The 25,473-nt window shown below is 50.9% G+C and carries 24 protein-coding genes; 5 read left to right on the top strand and 19 right to left on the bottom strand.

Annotated elements, in window-relative coordinates; all coding sequences use genetic code 11:
* Window positions 1-135: 135 nt before the first annotated feature.
* Genes HZ996_03985 through HZ996_03995 form a run of 3 tightly spaced genes read right to left on the bottom strand, consistent with a single transcriptional unit; the run spans window position 136 to window position 2,613 of the window.
* Window positions 136-1,320: an outer membrane beta-barrel protein gene (locus HZ996_03985; protein ID QTN38335.1), complete on the bottom strand. Its 1,185-nt coding sequence runs from the start codon at window positions 1,318-1,320 to the stop codon at window positions 136-138.
* Window positions 1,321-1,345: 25 nt separating this feature from the next.
* Window positions 1,346-2,062 carry an anti-sigma factor gene (locus tag HZ996_03990; protein ID QTN38336.1) on the bottom strand — a complete coding sequence of 239 codons (717 nt, stop codon included), beginning with the start codon at window positions 2,060-2,062 and terminating at the stop codon, window positions 1,346-1,348.
* Complete coding sequence (locus HZ996_03995; protein QTN38337.1) at window positions 2,059-2,613, bottom strand: RNA polymerase sigma factor; 555 nt, start codon at window positions 2,611-2,613, stop codon at window positions 2,059-2,061. The genes HZ996_03990 and HZ996_03995 overlap by 4 nt, the downstream gene beginning before the upstream one ends.
* Window positions 2,614-2,788: 175 nt before the next feature.
* On the opposite strand from HZ996_03995, the gene rnr reads away from it, so the two are divergent.
* Window positions 2,789-4,951, top strand: coding sequence for a ribonuclease R (gene rnr, locus HZ996_04000; protein ID QTN38338.1), 2,163 nt, complete (start codon window positions 2,789-2,791; stop codon window positions 4,949-4,951).
* A 26-nt stretch (window positions 4,952-4,977) separates the two neighbouring features.
* Here the strand turns inward: rnr and HZ996_04005 are convergent, their stop codons facing one another.
* Together HZ996_04005 and HZ996_04010 are read right to left on the bottom strand one after the other, a co-directional pair.
* Window positions 4,978-5,814 (bottom strand): tetratricopeptide repeat protein, encoded by an 837-nt coding sequence (locus HZ996_04005; protein ID QTN38339.1) that lies wholly within the window; start codon window positions 5,812-5,814, stop codon window positions 4,978-4,980.
* A 24-nt stretch (window positions 5,815-5,838) separates the two neighbouring features.
* On the bottom strand, window positions 5,839-6,633 hold the full coding sequence (locus HZ996_04010) for a LexA family transcriptional regulator (GenBank protein ID QTN38340.1): 795 nt from the start codon (window positions 6,631-6,633) through the stop codon (window positions 5,839-5,841).
* 110 nt (window positions 6,634-6,743) lie between these two features.
* Here HZ996_04010 and dinB point away from each other — a divergent pair, with 110 nt between their 5' ends.
* Together dinB and HZ996_04020 are read left to right on the top strand one after the other, a co-directional pair.
* The gene (dinB, locus tag HZ996_04015) at window positions 6,744-7,961 is read left to right on the top strand and encodes a DNA polymerase IV (GenBank protein QTN38341.1); all 1,218 of its coding nucleotides are present in this window, start codon (window positions 6,744-6,746) and stop codon (window positions 7,959-7,961) included.
* A 3-nt stretch (window positions 7,962-7,964) separates the two neighbouring features.
* Window positions 7,965-10,907 carry a DNA polymerase III subunit alpha gene (locus tag HZ996_04020; protein QTN38342.1) on the top strand — a complete coding sequence of 981 codons (2,943 nt, stop codon included), beginning with the start codon at window positions 7,965-7,967 and terminating at the stop codon, window positions 10,905-10,907.
* Window positions 10,908-10,911: 4 nt separating this feature from the next.
* Here HZ996_04020 and HZ996_04025 read toward each other — a convergent pair whose 3' ends face one another.
* The 11 genes from HZ996_04025 to HZ996_04075 all read right to left on the bottom strand — a co-directional run bounded on the left by HZ996_04025 (window position 10,912) and on the right by HZ996_04075 (window position 19,896).
* Entirely contained in the window at window positions 10,912-12,672 is a 1,761-nt protein-coding gene (locus HZ996_04025) for a hypothetical protein (protein QTN38343.1), read from the bottom strand.
* Window positions 12,673-13,965 (bottom strand): serine hydrolase, encoded by a 1,293-nt coding sequence (locus HZ996_04030; protein ID QTN38344.1) that lies wholly within the window; start codon window positions 13,963-13,965, stop codon window positions 12,673-12,675. It lies immediately after the preceding gene.
* Window positions 13,947-14,486, bottom strand: a complete 540-nt coding sequence (locus HZ996_04035; protein ID QTN38345.1) for a DUF1697 domain-containing protein — start codon at window positions 14,484-14,486, stop codon at window positions 13,947-13,949. Before HZ996_04035 ends, HZ996_04030 begins: the two co-directional genes overlap by 19 nt.
* A gap of 48 nt (window positions 14,487-14,534) precedes the next feature.
* The gene (locus HZ996_04040; protein ID QTN38346.1) at window positions 14,535-15,980 is read right to left on the bottom strand and encodes a PAS domain-containing protein; all 1,446 of its coding nucleotides are present in this window, start codon (window positions 15,978-15,980) and stop codon (window positions 14,535-14,537) included.
* 47 nt (window positions 15,981-16,027) lie between these two features.
* Window positions 16,028-16,474 (bottom strand): peptide-methionine (R)-S-oxide reductase MsrB, encoded by a 447-nt coding sequence (gene msrB, locus HZ996_04045; GenBank protein ID QTN38347.1) that lies wholly within the window; start codon window positions 16,472-16,474, stop codon window positions 16,028-16,030.
* On the bottom strand, window positions 16,471-17,013 hold the full coding sequence (locus HZ996_04050) for a DinB family protein (GenBank protein QTN38348.1): 543 nt from the start codon (window positions 17,011-17,013) through the stop codon (window positions 16,471-16,473). The genes msrB and HZ996_04050 overlap by 4 nt, the downstream gene beginning before the upstream one ends.
* Before the next feature lie 60 nt (window positions 17,014-17,073).
* The gene (locus HZ996_04055; GenBank protein QTN38349.1) at window positions 17,074-17,244 is read right to left on the bottom strand and encodes an SsrA-binding protein; all 171 of its coding nucleotides are present in this window, start codon (window positions 17,242-17,244) and stop codon (window positions 17,074-17,076) included.
* Complete coding sequence (ppk2, locus tag HZ996_04060; protein QTN38350.1) at window positions 17,244-18,056, bottom strand: polyphosphate kinase 2; 813 nt, start codon at window positions 18,054-18,056, stop codon at window positions 17,244-17,246. Before ppk2 (HZ996_04060) ends, HZ996_04055 begins: the two co-directional genes overlap by 1 nt.
* Window position 18,057: 1 nt before the next feature.
* Entirely contained in the window at window positions 18,058-18,903 is an 846-nt protein-coding gene (gene ppk2 / locus HZ996_04065) for a polyphosphate kinase 2 (protein QTN38351.1), read from the bottom strand.
* Between the two features lie 64 nt (window positions 18,904-18,967).
* Window positions 18,968-19,480, bottom strand: coding sequence for a dihydrofolate reductase (locus HZ996_04070; protein ID QTN38352.1), 513 nt, complete (start codon window positions 19,478-19,480; stop codon window positions 18,968-18,970).
* Complete coding sequence (locus tag HZ996_04075) at window positions 19,480-19,896, bottom strand: PH domain-containing protein (GenBank protein ID QTN38353.1); 417 nt, start codon at window positions 19,894-19,896, stop codon at window positions 19,480-19,482. The genes HZ996_04070 and HZ996_04075 overlap by 1 nt, the downstream gene beginning before the upstream one ends.
* Window positions 19,897-19,964: 68 nt before the next feature.
* Here HZ996_04075 and HZ996_04080 point away from each other — a divergent pair, with 68 nt between their 5' ends.
* On the top strand, window positions 19,965-20,501 hold the full coding sequence (locus tag HZ996_04080) for a CIA30 family protein (GenBank protein QTN38354.1): 537 nt from the start codon (window positions 19,965-19,967) through the stop codon (window positions 20,499-20,501).
* Here the strand turns inward: HZ996_04080 and HZ996_04085 are convergent.
* From HZ996_04085 to HZ996_04095, 3 genes are all read right to left on the bottom strand, one after another.
* Window positions 20,495-21,031 (bottom strand): hypothetical protein, encoded by a 537-nt coding sequence (locus HZ996_04085; GenBank protein ID QTN38355.1) that lies wholly within the window; start codon window positions 21,029-21,031, stop codon window positions 20,495-20,497. The genes HZ996_04080 and HZ996_04085 overlap by 7 nt on opposite strands.
* Window positions 21,032-23,449 (bottom strand): TonB-dependent receptor, encoded by a 2,418-nt coding sequence (locus HZ996_04090; GenBank protein ID QTN38356.1) that lies wholly within the window; start codon window positions 23,447-23,449, stop codon window positions 21,032-21,034. It lies immediately after the preceding gene.
* 71 nt (window positions 23,450-23,520) lie between these two features.
* On the bottom strand, window positions 23,521-25,047 hold the full coding sequence (locus HZ996_04095; GenBank protein QTN38357.1) for a T9SS type A sorting domain-containing protein: 1,527 nt from the start codon (window positions 25,045-25,047) through the stop codon (window positions 23,521-23,523).
* Window positions 25,048-25,110: 63 nt separating this feature from the next.
* On the opposite strand from HZ996_04095, the gene HZ996_04100 reads away from it, so the two are divergent.
* Complete coding sequence (locus HZ996_04100) at window positions 25,111-25,473, top strand: hypothetical protein (GenBank protein QTN38358.1); 363 nt, start codon at window positions 25,111-25,113, stop codon at window positions 25,471-25,473.

A 25,473-nucleotide genomic window follows, 5' to 3' on the forward strand; every position in this document is an offset into this window, starting at 1 on the left:
ACTTTAACAAGCCAGTGTTAAGTGTTTCTGCTACGAAATAATCTAAACGATAGGTCTATTCATTAGATGCAAAAGGCTTGCCAAAGTTTAATTAACTCAAACCTTCATACTGTAGACGGCCATGCCGCCAATTCATTACAGTACAATTCCAAATACCACTGGGGTCAGTTCTGGTCCGCGGTTTTCTTGGAACAAGGTGTTGAGGCCATAGCGCGCAAAGAAGTTCACTCCTGCGATTCCAATTTGAGCCTGAAGACCGTACTGGAAGTCGGTCAAGAAGTAATCTGACTTGGTCTTCATTTTCACTTTTTCGTTGTTGTCATCGCGGTATTTAAACTTTCCGTTTGAACCGGTACGGAAACCCGCATATCCACCAAAGCCTAAGTTGAATCCGTTTTCCAAAAAGAGCGCTTTTGCTGAAGTCAACTGAAGCATCAATGGAATATTGATGGTGGTTACGTTCATTTTGTTCTTGTCATATCCCGTCTGAAGATTGTCGACGAAAATCACTTCATCTTCTGTCTTTACAGGTACAAATGTTCCTTCGTAGTTGTAGTTCGACCAAGCGATCTCTACACCGTACTTGATCTGTGCTGGGCTGTTTTCGCTTCCGAGTCGGGTTTTGGCACCAAAGCCCAATCCCCAATGCATGCTCCACGTTTTCACGGCGAATCCATCTTCGCTGGCCGTAGGGAAATTGCCATCGGCATCTAGATAATTGTTTAGTCCAATCGAGAGGTCAAAATAACCTACGGTTGGGTCATCGTTATCTCCCATGTCCCATTCGACTTCCCAATCGTCATCGTCCCAGTCGTCTTCGTCATCCCAATCGTCACCTTCCCATAGGTCGTCATCGGTACTGTATCCGAAAATGGTCTCGCCACCTTCTGTTTCAATAATCACCCGACGCTCCATTTCTTCACTGAGCATTTCCAGTGCTTCCATTTGAGCTTCGAGCTCTTCTTCCATGGCTTCTACTTGGCGCTCCATTTCTTCTTCGGCGCGCTCACGACGCTCATCGGCTTCATCTTCACTGATTCGACCTTCTTCTTCCGCTCGCTCGATCTCGGCCAACTCACGGGCCATTTCTTCGCTTGCTGCGGTCATAGAACGCGTGATTTCTTCAACCATGCGGTTGATGTCTACGCTGGACAAACCGTTTAAGTCGCTGCTTGAGTCCGTTTGGATAATGATTTTGGTTCCGTTGGACTCGATGATCACGGTGTCTTCTTCGCCACCTGGAACGCTCGCCATAGACGGCAATCCGATCAAAAGGGCTGCCATCATGGACAGTAAATAGTGTAGGGTTCTGGTTTTCATGTTACTGAGTGTTAAAGTGTTAATGTTACTGTTGCTTGTTTCTGTTAAAAAGGTTGTCTAGGCTCAAGGCGTTCCGATCAATTTTGGGCAATTCTACTTTGCCTTTAGGGTTCTCGAGATCTTTGAATTTCAATCCGCTCAAGGCTTCCCATTGATCATCTACGAATTCGGTAATGCTCTTTTTTTGCGGCTCCGCTGAGGCAATCAATTCCTTGCTGGGCGGAGCGGTAAATTCAAGGTCAATCTTAAATTTCTTACGCGCATCCACAGGCTGGTCTTCTATCGTTTGGACATCTAATGAAGCCAGGTTCACCGTTGCTTTTGGAAGGCTGATCACTTGCTCCCGGGCGCGTGTCGGTGAGTTCACCACCTTGGGCGTAGTTGGAATGACAGGTTCTACAGTCGTTTCCGAACTTCCTTCTTCCACTGGGGTCGTTTCGGCTTGCGTTTCTTCGGTGGTGCTTTCTGTCGCCTCACCTTTTTTAGCCTCCTCCAACTCTTCGGTAGGTTTAGCGGCGATTTGCTCTTGAGCGGGGACTTCTCCGGACCAGTCGCGACTCATCCATCCCAATCCGAACATCAGCAAGATGGCTGCCGCAGCGGCCCAGCGGTACCAAAGCACCACTGCTTTTTTCTCTTCTGTGGCGGGAAGCCCTGCCTCAACGCGCTCCCAAACAGCGTCGCTCGGCTTCACCTCGTGTCCTTCGAGGCCCTCGCGAAATTTTTGGTCGGTCGCATTCATAGCTGTTCGTATTCTAGTTCGTTCATTCGTTCTTGCAACATCTTTCTCGCCTTGCTCAATTGACTCTTCGAAGTTCCCTCCGAAATCCCCAATTCGTATCCGATTTCCTTGTGGCTATACCCTTCAATGGCGAAGAGGTTAAACACTGTCCGGTATCCCGTGGGCAACTCATCGATGAGCTGCATTAAATCCTGCGCTTCCAGTTCTCTCTGTTCGGCGACAGGCTCCAGAGATTCGAGGACGGCATCTTCCGTTTCTTCGAAGAAGGCTTTTTGCTTCCGTAGAAAATTGAGCGCCTCGCGGACCATAATCTGTCGGATCCATCCTTCGAAGCTTCCCTCGCTTCGGTAATACTCCAAGTTGTGAAAGACCTTAATGAAACCGTTGGACAGTACTTCTTCCGCATCGTATTGACTCCGCACGTAGCGTCGACATACCCCCAGCATCTTGCCGGCGAACCTATCGTAGAGCGCTCGTTGAGCTTTTCGCTCACCTTTGAGACACTTCCGTATCAGTTGCTCTTCCGAATTTCCGAGGTTGATCAGTCGCACTGTTTCCGGGTTTCAATTGGATAGACACGGAAATGGGATTCCGCGTTGCCTGAGTGTGAAGTTTTTTTGCATTTATTTCTTAACCTGCTGAAAAACAGGACTCTGCAAGTTAAATATTTTTTGTGCCTACGACACGATGTCCCGCTAACTTCCCTTTTCCTTACCTTCGGAAGATATGGCGAAACGTAAGAAAAGCGGCAATCTGAAATACAAGAAGAAGGAACTTCAGCGCCGCGTCCTTCGAGCCTACCGAGACAACTCCGGAAAGGCCCTCAACCACAAACAAATTGCCGCGCAAATCGGCGTCACCAATGCCCACGATCGCAATCTGATCGTTCAAATCATCGCCACGCTTGCTGCTGAAGGGGTATTGGAACAAGTTGACCGGGGTAAGTTCAAGGCCAAGCGCCACCAACGCCACTTCACTGGCTGGGTCGATATGACCAAGAATGGGGGAGGCTATGTCATGCTCGAAGATACCGATGAGGATGATATCTGGATCTCACCTCGCAATATGAAACACGCTCTTCACGGCGACTATGTGAAGGTCTACGCCCATGCGCGTCGGCGCAATCGTAAGCCCGAAGGAGAAATCGAGGCCATTATTGAACGGGCACGAACCGAGTTCGTAGGTAAGATTGAAATCAGCAAGCAGTTTGCGTTCTTGGTACCGGACAGCAGGCGGATGCACATGGATATTTACATCCCACTCGACAAGCTCAAAGGCGCTTCCCATGGGCAAATTGCCTTGGTCAAAATGACCGATTGGCCGGAGTCTGCATCCTCACCTTTCGGAGAAGTTATTGACGTACTCGGGAATCCAGGTGAAGCTGATGCCGAGATGCATGCGGTGCTTGCAGAGTACGGATTGCCCTATCGCTTTCCTGAAGAAGTGGAAGAAGCGGCTGCTCAAATTCCCACAGAACTAGACCCCGAAGAGATCGCCCGTCGTCGGGATATGCGGGACACCACCACCTTTACCATTGACCCGGTTGATGCAAAGGATTTTGACGATGCCCTTTCTGTGAAGGTACTCGAGGACGGCCTATATGAAATCGGCATCCACATCGCCGATGTCTCGCACTACGTTCAACCTGGAGATATCATTGACCGCGAGGCCTACGACCGAGCGACTTCGGTATACCTAGTAGATCGTGTGGTACCCATGCTGCCGGAAGTGCTTTCCAATGGCCTGTGTTCTCTACGCCCCAATGAAGAGAAGTTCACGTTTTCCGCCGTTTTCAAAATGAACGATGAGGCCGAGATCTTGCACAGCTGGTTTGGCCGGACGGTCACCTACAGTGATCGCCGATTCGCTTATGAAGAAGCTCAAGAAATTCTGGAAGGCGCAGATGGCGATATGGAAAACGAGCTGCATCTCTTGGACCGACTCGCCAAGAAGATGCGTGCGAAGCGCATGAAATCTGGGGCCATTTCTTTTCACAGCGTAGAGGTCAAATTCAACCTTGACCCTGAAGGCCAGCCCTTGGGCGTGTTCTTCAAGGAGTCCAAGGACGCCAATCAGCTCATCGAAGAATTCATGCTCTTGGCCAACCGAAAGGTGGCGGAGTTTGTCGGCCGTACACCTGAAGGAACCTATTCCAATAAAACCATGGTCTACCGGGTCCACGACGAGCCCGACCCGACCAAGGTGGCAGAGTTCAATAATTTTGTCAAGCAATTCGGTTACCGCATGACCTTGACCAACCGCAAGACCATCACGAATTCGTTGAACAGCATCCTGCATCAGGTGCAAGGGCAGCCTGAAGAAAACATGATCGAAAAGCTCGCGGTCCGAACCATGTCCAAGGCCATTTACACCACCGAGAACATCGGTCACTACGGTCTGGCCTTTGACTACTATACCCACTTCACCTCGCCCATTCGTCGCTACCCAGATGTCATGGTTCACCGCCTCCTTCAGACGTATTTGGACGGCGCGCACCAGGCCAAAGACCCCGATAAGTATGAGGCCCGATGCGAGCATTCCAGTGAGCGGGAGAAAATGGCCGCCGATGCCGAACGCGCGAGTATTAAGTACATGCAAGTGCTCTACATGTCCCAGCACATCGGTAAAGAGTTCCTCGGTGTGATCTCTGGGGTGACCCAGTGGGGGATCTTCGTGGAGATCAACGAGAACAAGTGCGAGGGTCTGGTTCGCCTATCGGAAATCGACGACGATGTCTACACCTTCGACGAAGCCAACTTCTGCATCATTGGAGAGTATACGGGTAAGATCTACCAGCTGGGCGATACCGTTATGGTGCGCACCAAGCGGGCAGATCTCAACCAAAAGCAATTGGATTTTGACCTTGTCTTAGGGGAAGAGGAAGATTAAAAAAGTTTAGCCCTGCAACGCACTTCTTAAGGGCAGTGCACCATCAAATTACCCAGACTTGCCTCGGCAATGTTGTTTTTCATCGCTTGCTTAGCGACTCCGCAGATCTCGCTATTGCGATCTAGCGCTTCGAGCAATTTACCTTTGGTGAGGTACGGACTTACGCGCTCTTTATCCAGCTCAATAGAGCGGTTGATGTCAATCAACCCGGCCGCTGGATTTCCTTTTTCAGCGAAAATACGGGCACGCTGCTCATAGGCCACAGAGTTTTGGGGTTCGGCGACGATGAGCTGATTACAGTAATTCATGGCCTCATCGAAATTGTCTTTTTCCAGCTCTACTTCTGCAAGCAGGCGAATCACTCCAGGATCGCTTCCTCCATCTTTGCGCAGTAAGTACTCCAAATCGGCAATGGCCGGATCTAATTCGTGTGCGTTGATGTACATCTCGGCCCGGCCCAATCGAGCGGAACGATTTCCGGGATCATCTTTTAGTACCTCTGAGTACAAGTCTACAGCCTCACTGAAATAACCCATGGCGGAAAGTGCGCTGGCTTTGCTGCTCAAGAGGTATGGGTCTGTTTCGAACTGACTGAGGCCTTCTTCGTATATCTCAAGGGCCTTGGGGACTTGATTCAAGTCTTCATAGTATCCACCGAGCTGCGCATAAAGACGGGCGTTGTCGGGATCGTCCGGAAAAACCTCGATGCATTTCTTGATGGCCACTATGGCGCAGGCTTTATTGTTGCGATCCAGACAACCCTGAATACCGGCTAAATAGGCATCGCGGTTCTGGGCCCATCCGGAAAACGAAATGGCCAATATGGAGAGGGAAAGAAGAGAAGAGCGTAACAATCGATTCATATGGGGAGGCTTGGTTTGGTACGCTTAAGTTACTAAACGATTTTGATTTGCCTTGATCTCTGCGACCTCTCTTTGCAAATCTCTAATGGCTTGAGTCCAAACGCCATCACTACCGAAATTAGACTCAAAGGCTCCGCTGATGTAGTGGGTAAAACTCCAGATTTCACGGACCTCCGCAAAGGGGACTACATAGGGCTCATATGCGGGATTTGTGGAGACCAGCAATAGGCCGTGAGCCTGAACATGAACCTGTTTGAAGACAATGCCTTCGTCTTTGGTCAATACAATGCATTCCTGTCCAGCAGGAAGAGTCTCCCAGTTTTGTGTGAATTCTCCAATGACAATAGAATCATCTGGAACGGGAGGCATGGAGTCTCCGGAAATAGGGAAGGCGCGATACTTGCGCTGATCGCTCAAAAAAGGCAATCGAAAAGTAGGGAGAGAGGCGATGTATTCGGGGTCGGCAAAGCCCGTGGTATAACCTGCCTTTGCCTTGGTGTCTACAAGCTCAATGTTCTCTTCGTTATCCGTTCCTACAGTGGTGGTCAGAACCCGCAGCTTTTGGCCGCGTAGGTCTGCGTCTTGTTGCCAAGCCGCGATTTTTTGCTCGCTCCACTTCGACAGGTCTTCGCGCAGCAATACATCCACGGACAAGCGGTAAAAATCAGCCAGCTTGAGCAGCATCCCATAGGGAGGCTCTACGGTGCCCAATTCATAAGCGCTTAGCGAAGAGCGTGAAATATCCAATTCGTTGGCCACGTCTTGCTGTGCGAGGCGTTGACGTTTTCTGAGCAGGTGAAGATTGGGTCCGAATGCCATGAAACTTTTCAACAGGGGTTGCGTTCTATTTTTCCGATGACTAATTTGTTGTCACAATATTGACAAATATACTGTCAAAAAGATCAAAACACAATTTTTCAACCCGGAAAATGAAAGACAAGAACATCGTTCACCTGGATTTAGACACCTTCTTTGTGTCGGTGGAACGCCTGCTCAATTCGGAGCTCGTAGGTAAGCCGGTCATCATTGGTGGAACGAGCGATCGAGGAGTTGTGGCCTCTTGTAGTTATGAGGCACGCCGCTTTGGGGTGCATTCCGCCATGCCGATGCGTCAGGCCAAAATGCTCTGTCCGGACGCGATCTATCTCCGTGGAAATTCCATGAACTACAGCAAGTACTCGGACTTGGTCACGGAGATCATCAAAGGGGAGGTTCCCCTCTATGAAAAGAGCTCGGTTGATGAGTTCTATGCCGATCTCACAGGCATGGACCGATTCTTTGGATGCTATCAGTTTGTCCGGGAGCTTCAGCAGAAGATTACCCACGAGACAGGGCTCCCCATATCCTTCGGGCTAAGCACCAACAAGACGGTAGCGAAGGTGGCCACAGGAGAAGGTAAACCCTATGGACATATGCACATTGCGAGCGGAGCGGAGAAACCGTTTTTGGCTCCACTATCGGTCCGGAAGATTCCCATGATCGGCGCTGCGACCTACCGTCAATTGCGCGATCTGGGCGTAGAGTTTATCCGCACCCTTCAGGATATGCCCCTCGAGTTGGTCGAACGGGTCTTCGGCAAGCACGGACGTATGATGTGGCTCAAGGCCAATGGCGTCGACAACAGCCCGGTCATCAGCTACCACGAGCGCAAGTCCATTTCCACCGAGCGGACCTTCCAACGAGACACCATTGACGTCAACAAGCTCCACGATTTACTCGTCGCCATGACCGAAAGCCTGGCCTATCAACTGCGTCGCGGAAACAAATTGACGGCCTGCATTACGGTCAAAATCCGGTACTCGGATTTCAATACCCACAGCCTCCAAGCACGGATTCCCTACACGGCTTCTGACCATGTGCTCATCGAAAAAGCGAAGGAGCTTTTTTACAAGCTCTACAACCGACGTCTTCTCGTTCGTCTGGTCGGTGTGCGCATGAGTCATCTGGTCGGAGGCGGTCACCAGATCAACCTATTTGAGGATACCGAGGAGCTCATCAGTTTGTATCAGGCCATGGACAAGATGCGTCACCGCTTTGGAGAGGGCTCGGTCAAGCGTGCGGTGAGCATGGGTGCCCGGACCATCGGCCGGATGCACAATCCTTTTGACGGGCGTCCTCCTGAACTTTTAGCCAATCGTAAATCCTGATTCATGCTGCTCAATAACCACAGCTATTACAGCCTTAAGTACGGCACCATGAGTGAGCAAGAGCTCTTGGAGCAGGCTCAGATCCACGGTTACAGGACCTTGGCTTTGACAGACATCAACAATACTTCGGCAGCACTCAATTTTGTTCGGATTGCCCACCGTTACGGAGTTCGCCCAGTTTTGGGTATTGATGTTCGACGAGGGTCAGACCAGCTCTTTGTGGCCTTGGCACACGACAACGATGGCTGGTTTGAACTCAATCGTTTTCTCTCTCCATACCTTGTACATGAAACGGAGCTCGAGCTCCCCGATCGGGCACCCGCTTTTGAACACGTATCCATTATCTATCCACTGGCTAAGGCCCCTCGAAGGCTGAGGCCCAACGAGTATGTCGGGGTCCATGCCCGCGAGCTCACCAAGTTGCCTTTTTCACCTTTCGCCAAGCGCCGAGACAAGCTTGTTGCCCTGCACACGGCTACTTTCCGAAATAAGCGGGATTACAATGCTCATCGTCTTTTGCGCGCCATTGACAAGAACACGCTCTTGAGCAAGTTGCCCAAGGCAGAGGAGGGCCATCCCGATGATCGCTTCCTCGACAAACAACAGTTGCGAGCAGCATACAAAGGGCATGAGTATCTGCTGGAGAAGGCGGAAGGCCTGTTGGAGCGCTGCAGTATTTCTTTCTCCTTCGGAATCAACAACAACCTCAAGCGATTGGCCAAAACGGCGGAAGAGGATTTTGCCAAACTCCGAAAACTCACCTATGAAGGGGTTAAGTATCGCTACAAGAATCCAGATGATGACCTCTTCGATCGCATTCAGATGGAACTGGACATTATTCAGCAGAAGGATTATACGTCCTACTTTTTGATCAGTTGGGACCTGATCCACTACGCCAAAAGCAAGGGCTATTTTCACGTGGGTCGGGGTAGTGGAGCCAACAGCGTGGTGGCCTATTGCTTGGGGATCACCGACGTGGACCCCATTGAACTCAACCTGTACTTTGAGCGCTTCATCAATTTATACCGCGAGAATCCACCGGACTTCGACTTGGACTTCAGTTGGACCGACCGGGACGATGTCACCCACTACCTTTTCAATAAGTACGGAAAGGAAAGGACCACCCTCCTCGCCACCTACATCACCTTTCAGTTCAAGTCGGTCTTGCGGGAGCTCGGTAAGGTTTTCGGCCTTCCCAAGCACGAAATCGACAGCCTGCAGCAGAAGGTCAAGTACCGCGGACGGCTCGATGAGATTGAGCAGCTGGTGCTGCGATACAGCCAATACATTCAAGGATTTCCCAGTCACCTGAGTGTACATGCTGGAGGCATTTTGATTTCTGAACGCCCCATGCACTACTACACCACCACCTACGTGCCGCCCAAAGGCTTTGAGACGACGCACTTTGACATGGTGATTGCGGAGGACGTGGGATTGTACAAGTTTGACATCCTCAGTCAACGCGGTCTGGGCCACATTCGCGATACCTTAGATGAAGTAGAGCGCAACCGAGGGGTAACGCTCGACATTCACGATATCCCAGCCTTCAAAAAGGACCCGGCCATCAAAGAGCTCCTTCGCGTGGGACGTACTATGGGTTGTTTCTATGTAGAGTCTCCGGCCATGCGCCAGCTGCTGCACAAGCTGGGCACGGACGACTACAGTGGCCTGGTAGCGGCGAGTTCCATTATTCGGCCCGGAGTGAGTCAAAGTGGAATGATGCGGGAATACATCTTGCGCCATCGCTATCCGGAAAAGCGAAAGGAGGCGCACCCCATTATGCAGGAGATCATGCCCGACACCTACGGTGTGATGGTTTACCAAGAGGATGTGATCAAGGTGGCGCATTATTTTGCTGGCCTGACCCTGGGAGAAGCAGACGTGCTACGGCGAGGAATGTCTGGAAAGTATCGGTCCCGAGAAGAGTTCTCTAGGGCGAGGGACAAGTTCTTCAGCAATTGCCGAGAAAAGGGATACAGCGATGAGCTCACGTCGGAAGTCTGGCGGCAGACGGAGAGTTTTGCCGGCTATGCCTTTGCCAAAGGACATTCCGCCAGTTATGCTGTAGAGAGTTATCAAAGTCTATTTCTGAAGGCCCATTATCCGCTGGAATTCATGGTGGGAGTCATCAACAATTTCGGTGGTTTTTACCGGACGGAGTTTTATGTCCACGAGGCGCGGATGGGCGGCGCAGAGATTTGTGCGCCTTGCGTGAATCGAAGCCAGCACGCCACCACCATTTATGACCGCAGCCTTTTCTTGGGCTTTCAACACATGAAGTCCTTAGAGCAGCGCGTGATTCGTCAGCTGCTGGCTGAACGATCTATGGGAGGTGCCTATCGTGATTTGGAAGATTTTTTGAAGCGTATTTCCATTTCCTTGGAGCAGTTGCGCTTGCTGGTTCGGGTGGGGGCCTTTCGTTTTACAGGGAAGACCAAGAAGGAACTGCTCTGGGAAGCGCATATGCATCTGAGCAAAGGCAAGTCCAAGCCGCGCAAGCAGGAGCTGTTCGAGATTCGGCAAAAGAAGTACGACTTGCCACCGCTTAACGGACGAGATCGCGAAGACGCTTTTGATGAGATGGAAATCATCGGCTTTCCGCTCGTGGCTCCTTATGAGCTGTTGGAAGAGCCTGTAAAAAACAAGCTGGGTGCGGTGCATTTGAAGGAAGCCTTGGGTCAGCACGTTGAGGTATATGGCTATTTGGTGACCATCAAAGACACCAAGACCAAGAGCGGAAAACGCATGCACTTCGGGACGTGGATTGACCAGGATGGCTTGTTTGTGGATTCGGTACACTTCCCGCCGCAGGCGGAAAAAAAACCCTTCCGCGGACGCGGCATTTACCGTATCCGGGGAAAGGTTATTGAAGAGTTTGGGTGCTACGCGATCGACTGTGACGATCTGGAGAAGCTGCCCTACATTGAAGATCCGAGATATGCCTAGTGGCCTACTCTTTTTCCCTCTTTCGCTCCTTTCTGTTCTTGCGCCGCAACTCCATTTTGGTTGGAGGAGGCAAGACTGAGCCCGTGTAGACCGGTTTGCACTCTATCATGCCCACATCTTCGAGGAAGTTTTCGACGGGACCGAGAAGGGTCCGAACGATTTTTACCTTACTCCGTTCGGTCGCGTTCAGAGTTCCATAAACTTCTTGACCGACGAGACTACAACCCGCTCGATTGATGACATCCACTTCGACTTCAAGGGTGTCTTGCGCAGCATCCACATAACCCACGCCTGAAATCCGAGTTTCCAAGGTAGACATCGCTACATCCGTAAATTCAAACCTTCCCGAGTCCACCTCTATATGACTGAGCAGGCGTCGAATATGGGTGGTATCGCCTTTCGAGAACAAGGCCAGATTGGCATAGGCCCCGCCTTTGGATGCTGCTAAACCAATGGGGCCAGCAACGAGTACAGCACCTACATCGACGAGGTTGAAGTTCTGACTACGCTTGAACTTGCGGACGAATTTGTCGATGTCCACATTGGCCAGAATAAGCGAGTCTCCTTCGAAAACGACACGTCCCTGTAGGTTGGACATCAAATCCTTGTTTAGCCCTTTTGTCTTGAGGTCGATTTCCATATTGGCTTTACCGAAAAAGGGGATGGAGTCAAAAGCATTATCCATCAAGTCCTTCATTTCGAACTGATGGATTCGCAGATCAACCGCATACTCTGGGATGGGAGAGAACGGGCGGATTCGCAACCCTCCAACACCTGGTTTCCCGAAGATCGGCTGGCTCCCTGGATTAAACCGATATTCCCCCTTATCTACCTCTAGGACGAATTCCGTTTGTTCCAAAACATAAGGAGCCATATCCAGTCCATTGATCGTAAGTAAGGCGTCCAGCGAAAGACGGTCGAAGAAGGGCCCGGTACGAAGTCCATAGGAGAGTTCAGGCCCAGCAAGACCAATGCTGTCAATCTTCAGATCGATACTGTCCGAATGATAGAGTAGTTCGGAGGCTTTGAGATCAATTTCCGTAATGAGTAGGTCGTTCTTCGTCACCACCACGTCCGCATTGACTCGAATTCGACCTTCGATGCGCTCGCGATCCTCCTCATCGTCTTCGCGGTCAAACTGCTCTTCCAGATGGGTCACCACACGGGCTGAGGCAATGGTCGAATCACCGTGTTGCTTGAATTCAGCATCCAAGGATGCGATGCGCAGCTTCAATTCATCTTTGAATCGATCAGCCCGATAGATGAATTGAAAATCCCGAGCGTGAACAGAGTCAATGGAAAGCAGCAGGGGATTTTTGCCTCGATCCTCGCTCGTCCGTTCTGTAAAAGGTTTGTTGAGAGCCAGGGCTTTTTCAATACTCAATTTCCCACCCCACTCATCAACGAGAACCATCTTCCCGCCTGTGAAATAGACATCTTCAATAGTGAACTTCTTTCGCCACAAGGAGGACACCGGGAGATTGATGTACATGTATTCCACATAGGCTACGGTATCACGAGCTCCCAGCTCCGAAGTTTGGTGCAGCACGATGTCCGCAACTCGCAATTCAATTTCTGGGAAGTTCTGCAGTCCTGAAATGTGGACGTCGTCAAATTGAACACGCCCCTTAATTTCGCCATTGACCTCCTGGACTATAGTCTTGACAATACCGTTGCGACGAGCGTTCACAGCAATGACCACCACTGCGACCAATAGGCCGAGCACGAGCATGGTCGAAAGCAACGCAATCCGAAGGCGCTTCACTTATTCGAGAATGATTTTGAAGGTTCTACCGTGATCTATCTGCAACAAATATAGTCCAGGACCAGCATTCAATTGCACTCGACCTTCAGCCATCACGCGATCTTGCTCTACCACTTGGCCATAAATATTCAGAAGCTGATAGCTTTGGCCCTCACGGGCCGATGGAATGACCAGACTTCCACTACTCGGATTGGGGTAGGGCGGCTCATCTGAGTTCCATTCCTCCAAACTGGTGGATCCATCCAAGGCGTTGATCAGAGCCCAAAGTTGATTGTCGTAGCCACTGGCAGCAAAGAGACCTTGCCCACCATCGTTGCCCAAGCGTACCACGACTCGATTCTGGCTGGGAACTACGTAGAGTTTTTGATCGTTCTTACCCAGACCGGCGATCAGGTCACTCGGTGCATTGGGAATCAATGGTCCTGGAAAAACCAAGGTGCTTTGGGGAAGGCGATAAGATGATTTACCGTTCAACCACCACAAGTAGCCATAGCTTTCATTGGCCGATTGAGAGGTGTTGACCATCTGATCAAAGTAGGATCCAGGACCAGAATTCATGATGGTATTTCCCGCCCAGTCTCCATGTGCCAGGACCAATAGACCAAAACGCGCCATGGATCGCGCATTGGAAATGAATACTCGATTGTCTCCTAAGGGAATATAGGAGCCGGTAATGCCTGTTGTAAAGGTCAATTTCCCCAATATGTAGTTCGTGATTCCAAAGGGAGTCACAGAATCCAACATATGGTAGAGCAGGGTATAGGCTGCATTGTGGTAGTACCAAGGCTCGGAAGTTGATGAGCACGTGAGACAAGAAGGGTCCGTACAATCCGTGTTTCCACTGTAGTCCAGCCCGGTGGTCATGGTGAGGTGTTTTCGAACTGTCGTGGAGTCCTCAAAAGTTGACCCACACGAGGACCACCCAGACCCTAAATAGGCCTTAGAATTTTGCAATACGGCGAGATGTCCGTCGGCCTCCGCCAATCCTATGAGAAAGGCGGTCATGGTTTTTCCGGCTGAAGCCCAGTACCACAAACTGTCTTGGGTAAACGAATCGAAATACACCTCATGGGCGATTTTTCCATTCTCTAGAATGATAAAAGCCTTGGTGCCCGTTGTGTCTAGAAAGGTATTCAGCTCCTGAACGGCCTGAGCATTATATCCAGCATTGACCGTATCCCAGGGTTGATTATTGTTGATGGGTGGGAAGTACGTCTGTGCAGAACCGATTGTGGTGAGCAGAAGCGCAAATGCCAGGAAAAGTCTTTTGACAATTATTCGGAAGCCTCGCACAGCGCAATCATTTTCTGAAGCGTATTCAAGTTTCGAGTGGTCGCCGACACTTGAAGTTTGCGTTCGATTAAGTTGTTGCTGAGCTTGGCTTTTCCGGCTCCATTGCCCAAATAGAGATATACGGTTTGACCGGCTAGGGCCAATTCTTCATTTGGGTAATCTAATTCGGTCAGTAAAGCGCTTGTTTCGGGTGTAGGGCACTGCTGAAGCAGCGTAAAGTACAGTTGCTCTAAAAGGTATTTTTTCCCTCTAAAAGGGATGTCTGCGAGGATGGACCTTAACTGCTCAACAGTCCGAACGACCACCGGAACTTCCCATCCATTGTGTTGTAGAATGGCCTCGGATAAGGCACGTTCAAGTTCGCGAGGTTCGGCATCGGCCCGTAGGGCCAAATTTCCGCTCTGAATGTACGTTTGAACTTCGGGAAAACCGCTTTCCGCCAACTGCTGACGCAGGAGGGGCATTTTGATTTTCTTCTGCCCACCGACGTTTATGCCGCGTAGAAAAGCGATGTACTGCATGGTCCGAGGTTTCGCGATTAAAGGTAGCGAAATCCTCGAGAGGCATTCTTAGAATCGGATGATGAATTCAGCGCTTTCGCCAGGCACGCCTTTGGCTTCAATTTCACCTCCCAGGCTCTCGATTTGATTCTTGACCATGAACATTCCAAGGCCTTTGCCATCAGCTGCGTCCTCGTGCATGCGGCGATCAAGGGCGAAAACGACATCTTTGACTTCGCGCTCGCTGAACCCTCTCCCATTGTCCTTAAAGGACATCCAGGTACGGCCCCCTTCAATTCCCGTGGTGATGCTGACGTGAAGTGGGCGATCAGGAGAACGGTACTTCAGCGCATTAGAGAGGAAATTGTAGAGGTAGTTTTCGAGGTAAACGCGCGGATATTCTATGGAGGCCGCGTCTTCGAAATTCATGACGATGGTCGGTTTGGCCTCATTGATTTTCTGTACCAACATTTCTTGGACCTTATGAAAGGCGTCTTGGAACACGACTTCCTCGACGTTTTCAGATAGGCCCGCTCGAACCTTGATGACATCGACAAGGTCGTCCAAGTTGCGCTTGGCCGCTTCGAGCACTTGTTCCATCATTTCAATGACCTCCTCTTGCTCTTTATTCAAGTCGGTTTGACGCATCATATCAATGAGCATGGGGACATTGCCAATGGTGCCCCTCAAATTATGACCGACGATTTGATGGAGATTCTCGAATTGCTTGTTTTGACGCTTCAGCGTTTCGGACATCTGAACGAGGTATTCCTGCTCGATATATTTTTTGGTGATGTCTTGAAATACACCGATCATCTTTGGGTTTTGTCCCACGGAATGCTGGTATTTACCATATGCACGGACCCATTTCTTTTGGCCTTTTTCACTGACAAAAGGAAGTTCGACATCGAAGGACGATTGGTTTTCGGTAGCTTCTTTAAGCTTGTCAGTTAGGGTTTGTCGGGCCTCTTCCGGATAATATGAAAGCGCTTGACTCAAGTCTTTAGTCTCCAGAGGATCTAATTCATGAATTCGATAGGTCTGGTCAGACCAATGGGTTTGTTGTTCAACCAAATCGAGCTCCCAATATCCAACCGCAGCCATATCGCTCGCAGATTCTAACTTTTCTAAGGCAACTTCAAGGCCCGTACGCGCTTGGATCAAATCATTGATGACTCGCGATGTGGTGACAATACCGGTAACCTCGCCATCTTTAGAAAGTACGGGGCGCGAGTGCACCTCTAGCCAGACGTAACTATCATCCTTGCATCGAAAGCGGATTTCAATAGGTGGGGGAACTTCGCTGTCGAGGACTTGGGCGTGAGAATCTTCCTCTACGCGAAGGGCATCTTCAGGATGGATAAAATTGTAGGGGTTTTTACCAATCAGCTCCTCGGCAGTATAGCCAGTGACAGGTAAAATCGCATCCGAAAGAAAAACATAGGTGCCATCGGGCTCGTGTGTGCAAAGTAAGTCCGATGATTGTCGAACGATTGCTTCAAAATCGGGATTCAATTTCGGCAGAATTAGGTGGATATTGGGTTCATAGAGTGTAGTTGTTGTTAGGAGGTTTTAGCGAGTTTCAAGCTTTCGGAATTGATGCAAAAGCGCAACCCAGAGGGGGGTGGACCGTCTGGAAAAACGTGGCCGAGGTGGGCATCACAGATGTTGCACAGGACCTCGACGCGGACCATTCCAAAAGAGACGTCTTTTTCGTAGGCAATAGCATGCTGTTCTACGGGTTCCGTAAAGCTGGGCCAACCGGAACTCGAAGAGAATTTTTCGGTGGAATCGAAAAGGGGTTCATCGCAGCAAACGCAGTTGTACTTTCCGGCTTCATGGATTTCACAGTACTCACCTGAAAAGGCACGCTCGGTACCTTTTTTTCGCGTGATTCGGAACTGTTCCGGGGTCAATTGAGCCCGCCATTCTTCATCCGTTTTTTCAACGCGACGAGGGGCTTCTGGTGAGCCGTGATTGGCATATCGAATGACGTCGTTCCAATTCATGCGTTCAGTATTTCACGATCCCGGAGTATGAGTTTGCGATGATGTTCCGCATGGTAGATGGTGAAATACATCATTTCCCGGAGCGTGAGCTTTCCAATGGCCGGGTGCGGAGCGATGATTCGATCGAGCTGTTCTTCACTCATTTTTGCAATGAGTCGGTTGATCACGCGAACACTTCTCAGGAGTCGACGGGTCCATTTTTCTTTGTCCGAGAAGGGAACGCTGCGGGGTTGATATTGTTTTTGTGGAACGTAACCGGGCTGGATCTTCTCCAAATACCGAGCAACAAGCCCCTCGTAGGTTCGGCTAGGGCGATTGGCTACACCAAACTTCCATTTGAGAACGGGCTCGGGAAGGTGAAGGGCCAAGGCCAGAGGCTTTACCGATTTGGCTAGGTGCTCCATTTGCTGTCCAGGGGTCCACTTACCTTCCGGTGCGGATTCAAATTCGGAAGGACTCAACTCATTGATGAGTGCCACGAAAGCTTCGTACTCGCGAAGGTTGGCTTCGACAATTTGGTCCTTATCCATTGATTCCATGTAGCTTAAAGCTAAGCTTTCCCATGAAATCTCAAAAAATAAAACGGTAGGGTGTACAAATCATGCCTCGCGTTTCTTTTTTTCGTCAAGGTAATTGAAGGTGACCCATCGCTTGAAGCCGATGATGGCCATCTGACTTTTGCTCAGTTGATCTAGCTCCGTTGTCTTCCACAACATCGGAAGTAGGGCTTTGCTCAATCGGCTGAGTACGTGAAAGAAGGTATAGCGCATTACACCAAAGGTACGTCCTTATAAACAACTTCCCCTTTGTCTGGGTAGGGTATAGTCTTGAGGATGTGTTCCGTAGAGGTTAATCGAGCATCAGTTTTCTTATCCGCTTGAACGATGATCCAAGGAGCCGTTGGGATATTGGTCTTGGCAAACATGGCTTCCTTGTACTTGGTGTATTCATCCCATAGTTCTTGGGCCCGCTCATCCACTGGACTCATTTTCCACTTCTTCAATGGACTTTGGCTAATCTCTTTAAAGCGCTCGGCTTGTTTCTCCTTGGAAATCGAGAAGTAGAACTTGATGAGGTGGATACCCGACTCTTGAATCATCCGTTCGAATTCATTGACTTGACTCATGAAGATCTCGTACTGGCCAGGCGTGCAAAAACCGTTGACTGGTTCAACGATGGCGCGGTTGTACCAGCTCCGGTCGAAGAAGACAATTTCACCTTCTTTGGGCAGCTGATTTACGTAGCGTTGAAAGTACCATTGACCGGCTTCTTCGTCTGTTGGTTTTCTCAGGGCGACGATCCTAAATTGACGAGGATTAATGTGTGCGGTGATTCGTCGGATGGCCCCTCCTTTTCCCGCAGCATCTCGCCCTTCAAACAAGATGACCACTTTTTTCCCCTCTTCAATGACCCAGTTTTGCAGCTTGATCAACTCTTCTTGGAGTTGCCTTAACCGCAATTCATAGCGCGTGTAGCGCAATACGCGTTCGAGATCGGTCTTCTTGTGCTCCATGAGCTTGGTAATCCCAACACGGGTATTCAAGATGGCGACATCTTCTGGACTGAGATCGGAAGCTTTCATATCAAATGTCGATTTGTTCGAGTTGGCGATAATAGCGTTGGACGATGTTCGGATCGGGGAATATGGTCGTATTGGCCTTCTCCTTTCCGGGATATTCGAATTGGCTGAGTACGTGACGGATGCTCTCCAATCGTGCATTGCGCTTGTTGTTGGCCTTCACAATGGTCCAAGGGCTAAAGGCACTATGGGTACGCGAAAACATCTGCTCCTTATAGTAGGTGTATTCATCCCAGAGCTCCTGCCCCTTCTGATCCACCGGGCTGAATTTCCACACCTTGAGCGGATTCTTCAAACGGCTGTCAAAGCGTTTTTTCTGCTCTTCCTTGGAAATAGAGAACCAGAATTTAATGACGTGAACACCATCTTCATAAAGCATATGCTCAAATTCAGGAACCTGTCTCATGAAGAGTTCGTACTGTTCCTTGGTACAGAATCCCATGATGGGTTCAACAACCGCACGGTTGTACCAACTCCGGTCAAAAAAGACAATCTCGCCCGGTTCAGGTAGTACTTTAATGTAGCGTCGGAAGTACCACGAGCCCATCTCAGCTTCAGTGGGTTTGGTCAGCGCGACGACGCGCATGGAGCGCGGATTCAAGTGCTCCTTGAAACGCTTAATGGCTCCTCCTTTCCCAGCGGCATCGCGCCCCTCGAAGAGGATCGCAACGCGCATATTCTTTTTGGCGATGTAGCGCTGAAGCTCTACCAATTGCGCTTGAAGTCGGGAGAGCTCTTCTTCATAGCGGAGGTTTCGCTGAAACTTTCGCAGGTCTAAATTCTTATCGTTGGCCAGTGCTTCGAACCCTTTGCGGGTTTTGAGCTGGGCCAGCTCTTCGGCAGTAAACATAGTTCTGGATTGTGTAGCCAAGTACGTAGGTTTTGAAATGACGGCCTATGACCAAAATCAGGCCTTAGGGTCTGTATTTGATAAAGGTGCCTCCTCCGGCGAGTGGGCTTCGTTCCAAGACCTCAACCGCCTTCGGGTCAATCGCTACATTTCCGAAAAGCGGGATGCCGGAGCCGAGGTTGACGGGAAGCACGAATTGCCAGACTTCGTCGATGAGCCCTGCGGCCAAGAGTTGGCCATTGATGGAGCCTCCACCAATGCACCAAATATGCCCTTCCGCCTTGGCCTTTAGGGCGCGAATGTGGCCTTCGAGGTCGGTGGAGATGACCTCAATGGTGTCGTTGGCCGGGGTGGCGCTTCGGGAATAAACCAGATTCTGGGTGCTTGGATAAGGCCAGTCGCCAAAGGTGAGTACTTGGCGATATGTAGCTCCGCCTTGTACCGTGTGGGAGCAGCTGGCGTAGAAATCGGCGTACCCGAAATCCTCTCCTTCCGGAGCTGGTGGAATCCAGTTTACACTCCCTTCGGAGTCGGCGATGAACCCATCGAGGGTTGTGGCAATGTAGAGTATGACCATCAGGCGTTAATTTCTATGTTCGGATTGATTTTGAGCAGTGCGTCGATGAATTCACTTTTCCGGACCGGTGAGATGACCACCGCATCACCCTGGTCAAATTGCACGTAAAGCCGATCCATCGAAAGCGCTGGTCCGGCTAGTATGGTCCGGGTTTTCTGCAACCGGTTGATGTTGGCAATGGGAATTCGGCGCGATATAAAGGGCCCTCCTCGGACGACCAAATCCTGTTCTGCGGTGATGGCGTAGAACGTGGTGAGGTACATCGCAGAAAGGAAGACGAGAGTCAAGCCCATAATGGCCGCAGCACCCCAGGTTCTTTCCGAAAGGGTCAAGATCAAGCCCGCTATGATAGGCACAAAAACCACTAAGGCAAGTGGGATATTGACTTTGGAACGGTAGATTTTCGTCTGGGCCATGCTGTTAATGGATGTTAACGAGCAAACAAGCTGGAGTGGAGCGTGTTATGCAAGCAAATTCAGATGATATGAAAAGTATGCTACTCACTTTGGTGCTCCTCGCCGCAGCGCCGACCACCGAAATGCAGTTCAATTTCGGAAAAAAGGACGTGAATAATTGGGTCGTAGTCCTCGATGGTGTAATGGGCGGTCGTTCTACGGGAACCGCGAGTTTTACCGAGAAGTCCATGGTCCTCGAAGGTCAGATTTCCCTCGAGAACAATGGCGGCTTTGCCTCCATAAGAAGCCCATGGGGAACCTATGATTTGAGTGAGGCCAAGGGCATCCGCATCAAATTGAAAGGCGATGGCCGGAAGCATACTCTGATGTTGGAACCGACCAAGCAGTGGTACCTCCCCACGTACGTTTATGACATCAAAACCAAGGAGAAATGGCAAACTATTGACATTCCTGTGAAGGATTTGCGCATTTCGCAGGTGGGAAGACAAATGGATCAGAGTCCCTCACGGGACGATTTGAAAGCCATCAAGCGCATGGGCTTCATTCTCTTTGACAAGCAAAGCGGTCCGTATCGACTTGAAGTCGCCTCGATCGAGATTTACTGAGCGTACTTGGACCAACGCTTTAAGGCCTTGATGGCCTTATTTCGGGCGTAGGCCTTCTCCAAAGTCTCGAGCGCGCGCTCCACAATGAAGGTAAATTCTCGGGCCAATTCGGGGTAGTCGCGAACGGACCGATCCAAAACTTCCACGGCGTAGGCCTTGGTGTATTCCGTCTCCCTTTGCGTTTCCAGCTCATCAATAGCCTTGCTCAGGAGTCGGTCCCGCTGTTCTTCAGTCAACTCCAAGGGGGCTAGTTCCCGCAGAAAGGCACCGAGTTGTTGGTGAGTAGTAATCTCGGGTAGTGCACGAATAATTTGGTCTACGTGCTTGTCCCAGCAGGAACGATCGGCTCTGATGGCCCATTTCATGACCCAGGCTGCGCGCCAGGAATAAGGGTGATCTTGACTGATGGAAAGCTCCACGACGGTGTCTCGAAAAGCCGGATCTCGGACAAATCGATCAATCAAGGGCTGCATGCCCGCCTTGCTGGGATGTTTTAAATCGGCCCGTAGGGCCTCCAAAGTTTCGCTCATTTATTCACCAAAACCACCGCCTCCACCACCTGAGGGTCCGCCGCCTTGGCGTCCGCTGCGGTTGCGCTCTTGTTTGAGGCGATAGCTAAAGGTAAGCAACCATTGACGTTGGCGCCACTGAAATTCACTTTCGCTAAGGTAGCCGGGTTCGTCTATGGTCCAGCGGCGTTTTCGTGAGTTGAAGAGGTCGCGGACGTTGAGGGTGAGGCTTCCTTTTCCACCAAAGAGGTCCATGCCGACGCTGGCATCGACGGAGGAGATTCCCTCGACACGGCCCTGGGCGTTTTGCTGGGGGCCGCGATAGAACCAACTGACCTGTCCTTTGAGGTCCTTGGTGAAGTTCCACTGAGAACTGACTCGGGTAGTCCAAGAAGTGTTGGTGGCACCGAAATCTTGTCCTTCGTAGTCGCCCACAGTGACCTGATGGAATACGTTGAGGTTTCCATTCAGTCGCCAGTTTTGACTGATGTCGGCGTTGGCGGTGAATTCAAAACCATAGGCGTCTTGGACGGCAAGGTTGACGGGTGTGCGTACCGTGTTTCCAATGGAGTCGATGACGGTGATGCGCGAAATAATACCGGTTCGATGACGATAATAGGCGGAGGTCAGGATGCTACCCTTGTCGAAGTACACCAGGTAGCTTCCTTCAAAAGAGTTGGTGTATTCAGGGTCCAAATCCGGGTTTCCGGCCCAGAAGTTTCGATTGTCGTTGTAACCGGTGAAGGGCAGTAGTTGCCGGAATCCGGGACGGCTCAAGCGGCGTGAATAACTCAATTGAGCCGTCTGATTTTCGGTCACTTCATATCCGAGGAAAGCACTCGGAAACCAGTTGAGGTAATCTCTTGGGTTGGTTTCTCCGGTTTCGACCAATTCGGTTTCGAGATCGGTGTATTCCGCACGCAAGCCTCCTTGCCAGGACCAGCGACCAAGGTCTTGACTCAGGATGGTGTACCCAGCGTAAATGGCCTCGCGGTATTGGAAGTAATTGTTGAATTCGTCAATCGGCTCCCAATCGCCATCGGACCCATCGCGGGTTTCGACCAAGAAGTCATTGTCGATGTAGCGGAGGGTGTTTCGAGTCCCGAGCTCCAGGACTAGATCATTCCCCAATGGATCAATGTAGTCACTCTGGAAGAGGAAATTGACCTCGTTTTCGGTATTGGAGGATCGCTGATATAGACTGTCGCTCTCCGGATAGGTGCTGGTTTGAAGAAGGTTGCTGTTTTCGAGGTCGTTGTCCTTGATGTACTGGAAATCCACAGTCCACTTCCGGTCCTTCTCGTCAAAGGTGCGGAGGTAGTTCAGGTTGACTTCATAGGTGTCCTCGAGTTCGATCTCTTCATCGGCCCGTAGGGTCTCACCTAGTGAAATGCCTTCATTGGTTTCATCGAAGTAGCGGATGTCGACGAGGTTCTTTCCGTCCTCGGTATCGTATAGACCGCTGACGGTAAGGGTGTTCTGATCGTTCAAAAAGAAATCCGCACCCAGGCGGTAGGTTTGGCTCCAGCCTCCGCGTAATTGATCGCGCGTGTTCCGGAAGGTGTAGGAGGTGTCCTCGTTGTTGATGATCTGGGTTCCGGAGCCGCCTCCTGGACTATTGACGTATCGGACCGAAGAGCTCCCGAAGATGTTCATCTTCTCTGTTCGGTAGTTGGCGTTTAGGGTGACTCTGTAGTCATCCGGATAACCCGCCACGGCTTGAACAGACCCGTTGAGTCCTCCTCGGCGCTCTTTTTTCAGAACGATATTGATGATACCCGCTTCGCCCTCGGCATCGTACCGAGCACTGGGATTGGTGATGACTTCAACGCTCTCGATGAGGTCTCCTGGCAATTGACGCAAGGCATCCGCAATATTGGTGCCCAGTAGTCCAGAAGGCCGTCCGTTGATCAAGATCCGGACATTTTCAGAACCGCGTAGACTGACATTTCCCTCCACGTCAACGGTGACGCTGGGAACGTATTCGAGAATTTCACTGGCGTTCAATCCCGCGGACTTGAGGTCTTCGCCGACGTTCATCACGCGCTTGTCCAGCTTCAATTCCATTTCGCTGCGGCGTTCGACGACCTCGACTTCGCCCAGGGCAAGGCTCGATGGACTCATTTCCAAACGGCCCAGCTTGATGGATTTTCCCGTGTAGTCGACCGAGCGGGTAAAGTCTTCGAAGCTCAGAAAGCTGATTTGAAGCAGGTATTGCCCTACGGGCGGATTCAAAATAAATCCTCCGTCAATGTCCGTGGCGGTGCCCTCAACAATGGCGGAATCTGTAGGCTGTAAAAGGAGAACTGAGGCGTAGGGAATGGCTTGACCGTCCGGGTCAACGACCAGTCCGGATATTCCGGCGGCTGGAGCGCGCTGGGCCCACAAAGCCAAAGTAAGGACCGATAAGGCCAGGGTGAATGGAAGTCTTAGGTGCATGTGTTCTGTTTCCTCTGGACAACAAACGGCTTTAGGCCCTTCTTGTTCAGCGGTGCAAATTTAGTGCTTTTTCAAGGTTCTAGCTTGATCAAGGGATAAGCGCCGCTTCCCTTTGCCGTGGAGACGAGAAGAACGTATCGGCCTGAAGCAAAATTGTCCAGGCGAAGATCGAGTGGGCCTTGGCCGTTTCCGGAAACCAGGGTTTGACCTGCTAAATTCAAGATGCGGTAGGTATAAGCACCCTCCATCCCCTCGACGTGAACGCGATCTGATGTTGGATTGGGCCAGACCTCAAGCTCCAGGGATTCGCGTTCGGGCATTCCAATTCCCGAGGTGCGATCCCAGTGAATCCAATAGCGTCGCGACGGAAAGGGGCCTCCGGGGTAGTTGGGGTTGAGAATGATGGTGTCGTTGTTGACGTAGAGGTATTGCATGTGCACGCTTCCCGCGATCCACAGGTCTTCAGGGCCGTCCGGAAGGAGGAATAAGGGCAGGAAGAAGGACCCCTGAAAGAAGCCTTCGTAGTCCCAATCCTGACCATTGAAGTGATGGACTTCTACCGTAGCGTAGGGATCGTACACGAAGGTGTAGTAGTCGTTGCCGCGCACCAGAACGTGGTTGGCGTTGAACAGGAAGGAGGCCGAAGAATAGGGGAGACTATCGGTCCGAAGAAGGGCACCGGCCCAGGTGTATTTCTGGAGGTACATAACCTCTGAAGCGGTCGGGTTGAAGGTAAATTCAAGAAACTGATGGACCAAGTGATCGCCGCTGCGATGGAGGCGATCTTCGACGTCCACACTGACATAGGGCGAGAGCTTTCCCCATAGCCCATTGTACTCGGCGTCGAGCACCACGATGTAGTGGTAGAAATTCGCCGTGGACGGCAGGGTCAAGCTCAGTCCAGGGAAGACTCCATTGACGGTGTTTCCCGTAATGGCCATATGGCCTTGGTCGTTGACTTCGATGTCCGCGCAGGTCCGCGCCGGTAAAACAATTTGTGACCAGACCGCTCCGGTATTGGGGTCGCGTTTGAGTACGTAGCTGTAGAGCGAGTTGAAAACGCCTACTTCATAGAGGGTGTCGTTCACAAAGGTTCCCGAAACGGCGCCAGTGCGAAAGTCGAATAAGGTGTCTCCGTAGGTTTGGGTCCAAAGTACCTGTCCGGAGGAGTCCAGTCTTAACGTGAAACTACGTTCTTGAGATTGACCGAGCTCCAAGGCCTCACCGCTGGGAGCGAAGTGTCCTTGGAAACTCCCAAAGACGAAAAGCCCTCGATTGGGGGCTTCGACCAGGTCGTGAATGGTGGCGATGCTTTGATCCCATTCCGTTCGTTGAACTTCCCCGACTCCGGGCCGATAGTGCACAATACTGGGGTCACCAGTCTCGGCATTCGCGATGGAAACGGGAACTCCTGCCGGCAATCTTCGAATTTGAATGCCCGCTTGAAGAATGTCGCCATTGGAAAGCTGCAGGACGGCGGTGATTTGGTTGGAATCTTCAGGAGCAATGAGTTCGGTTTGGGTGTGCACGGATTGCCCTTCGGCCCGTAGGGCCAAAGCCATTAAAAAGAGAAGCCCGATATAGATGTGCCTTTTCACGTCTTGAATGTACGTAAGCTGTAGGGAATGACGTTGGTATAACGAATTCTGAAAACCGAGCGTATGAAAACGATGTGGATCGTTGGGGGCTTGGCCCTCGGAGCTATTGGAATGGCTGTAGGAGGACTTCGGCCCGTTCCTCAGCCAACCGAAGACAACACGATTACCGTGACGGCGGAAGTACGGGGTATCCGAGCAACGGAGAGCTTTGATATTTTCTTTCTCCTGAAGGACATGGATGGGGTCAATTACTACATTAACCGCGGCGTGGAGCAAGGTTTAGACCCTGAGGCGTTGCGCGCTTATTTGGTCGGGAAAGAGGTCCGTCTCACCTATGTGGATCACAAATCACTCTTAGATCCCGGAGGGCGAGCACGTCATTTGGTTGCCGTGAGCTGCGGTGATTCCCTTATTTTTGCCCAGTAA

The organism is Cryomorphaceae bacterium, from assembly GCA_017798125.1.
In the GTDB taxonomy this organism is placed as follows: domain Bacteria; phylum Bacteroidota; class Bacteroidia; order Flavobacteriales; family ECT2AJA-044; genus ECT2AJA-044.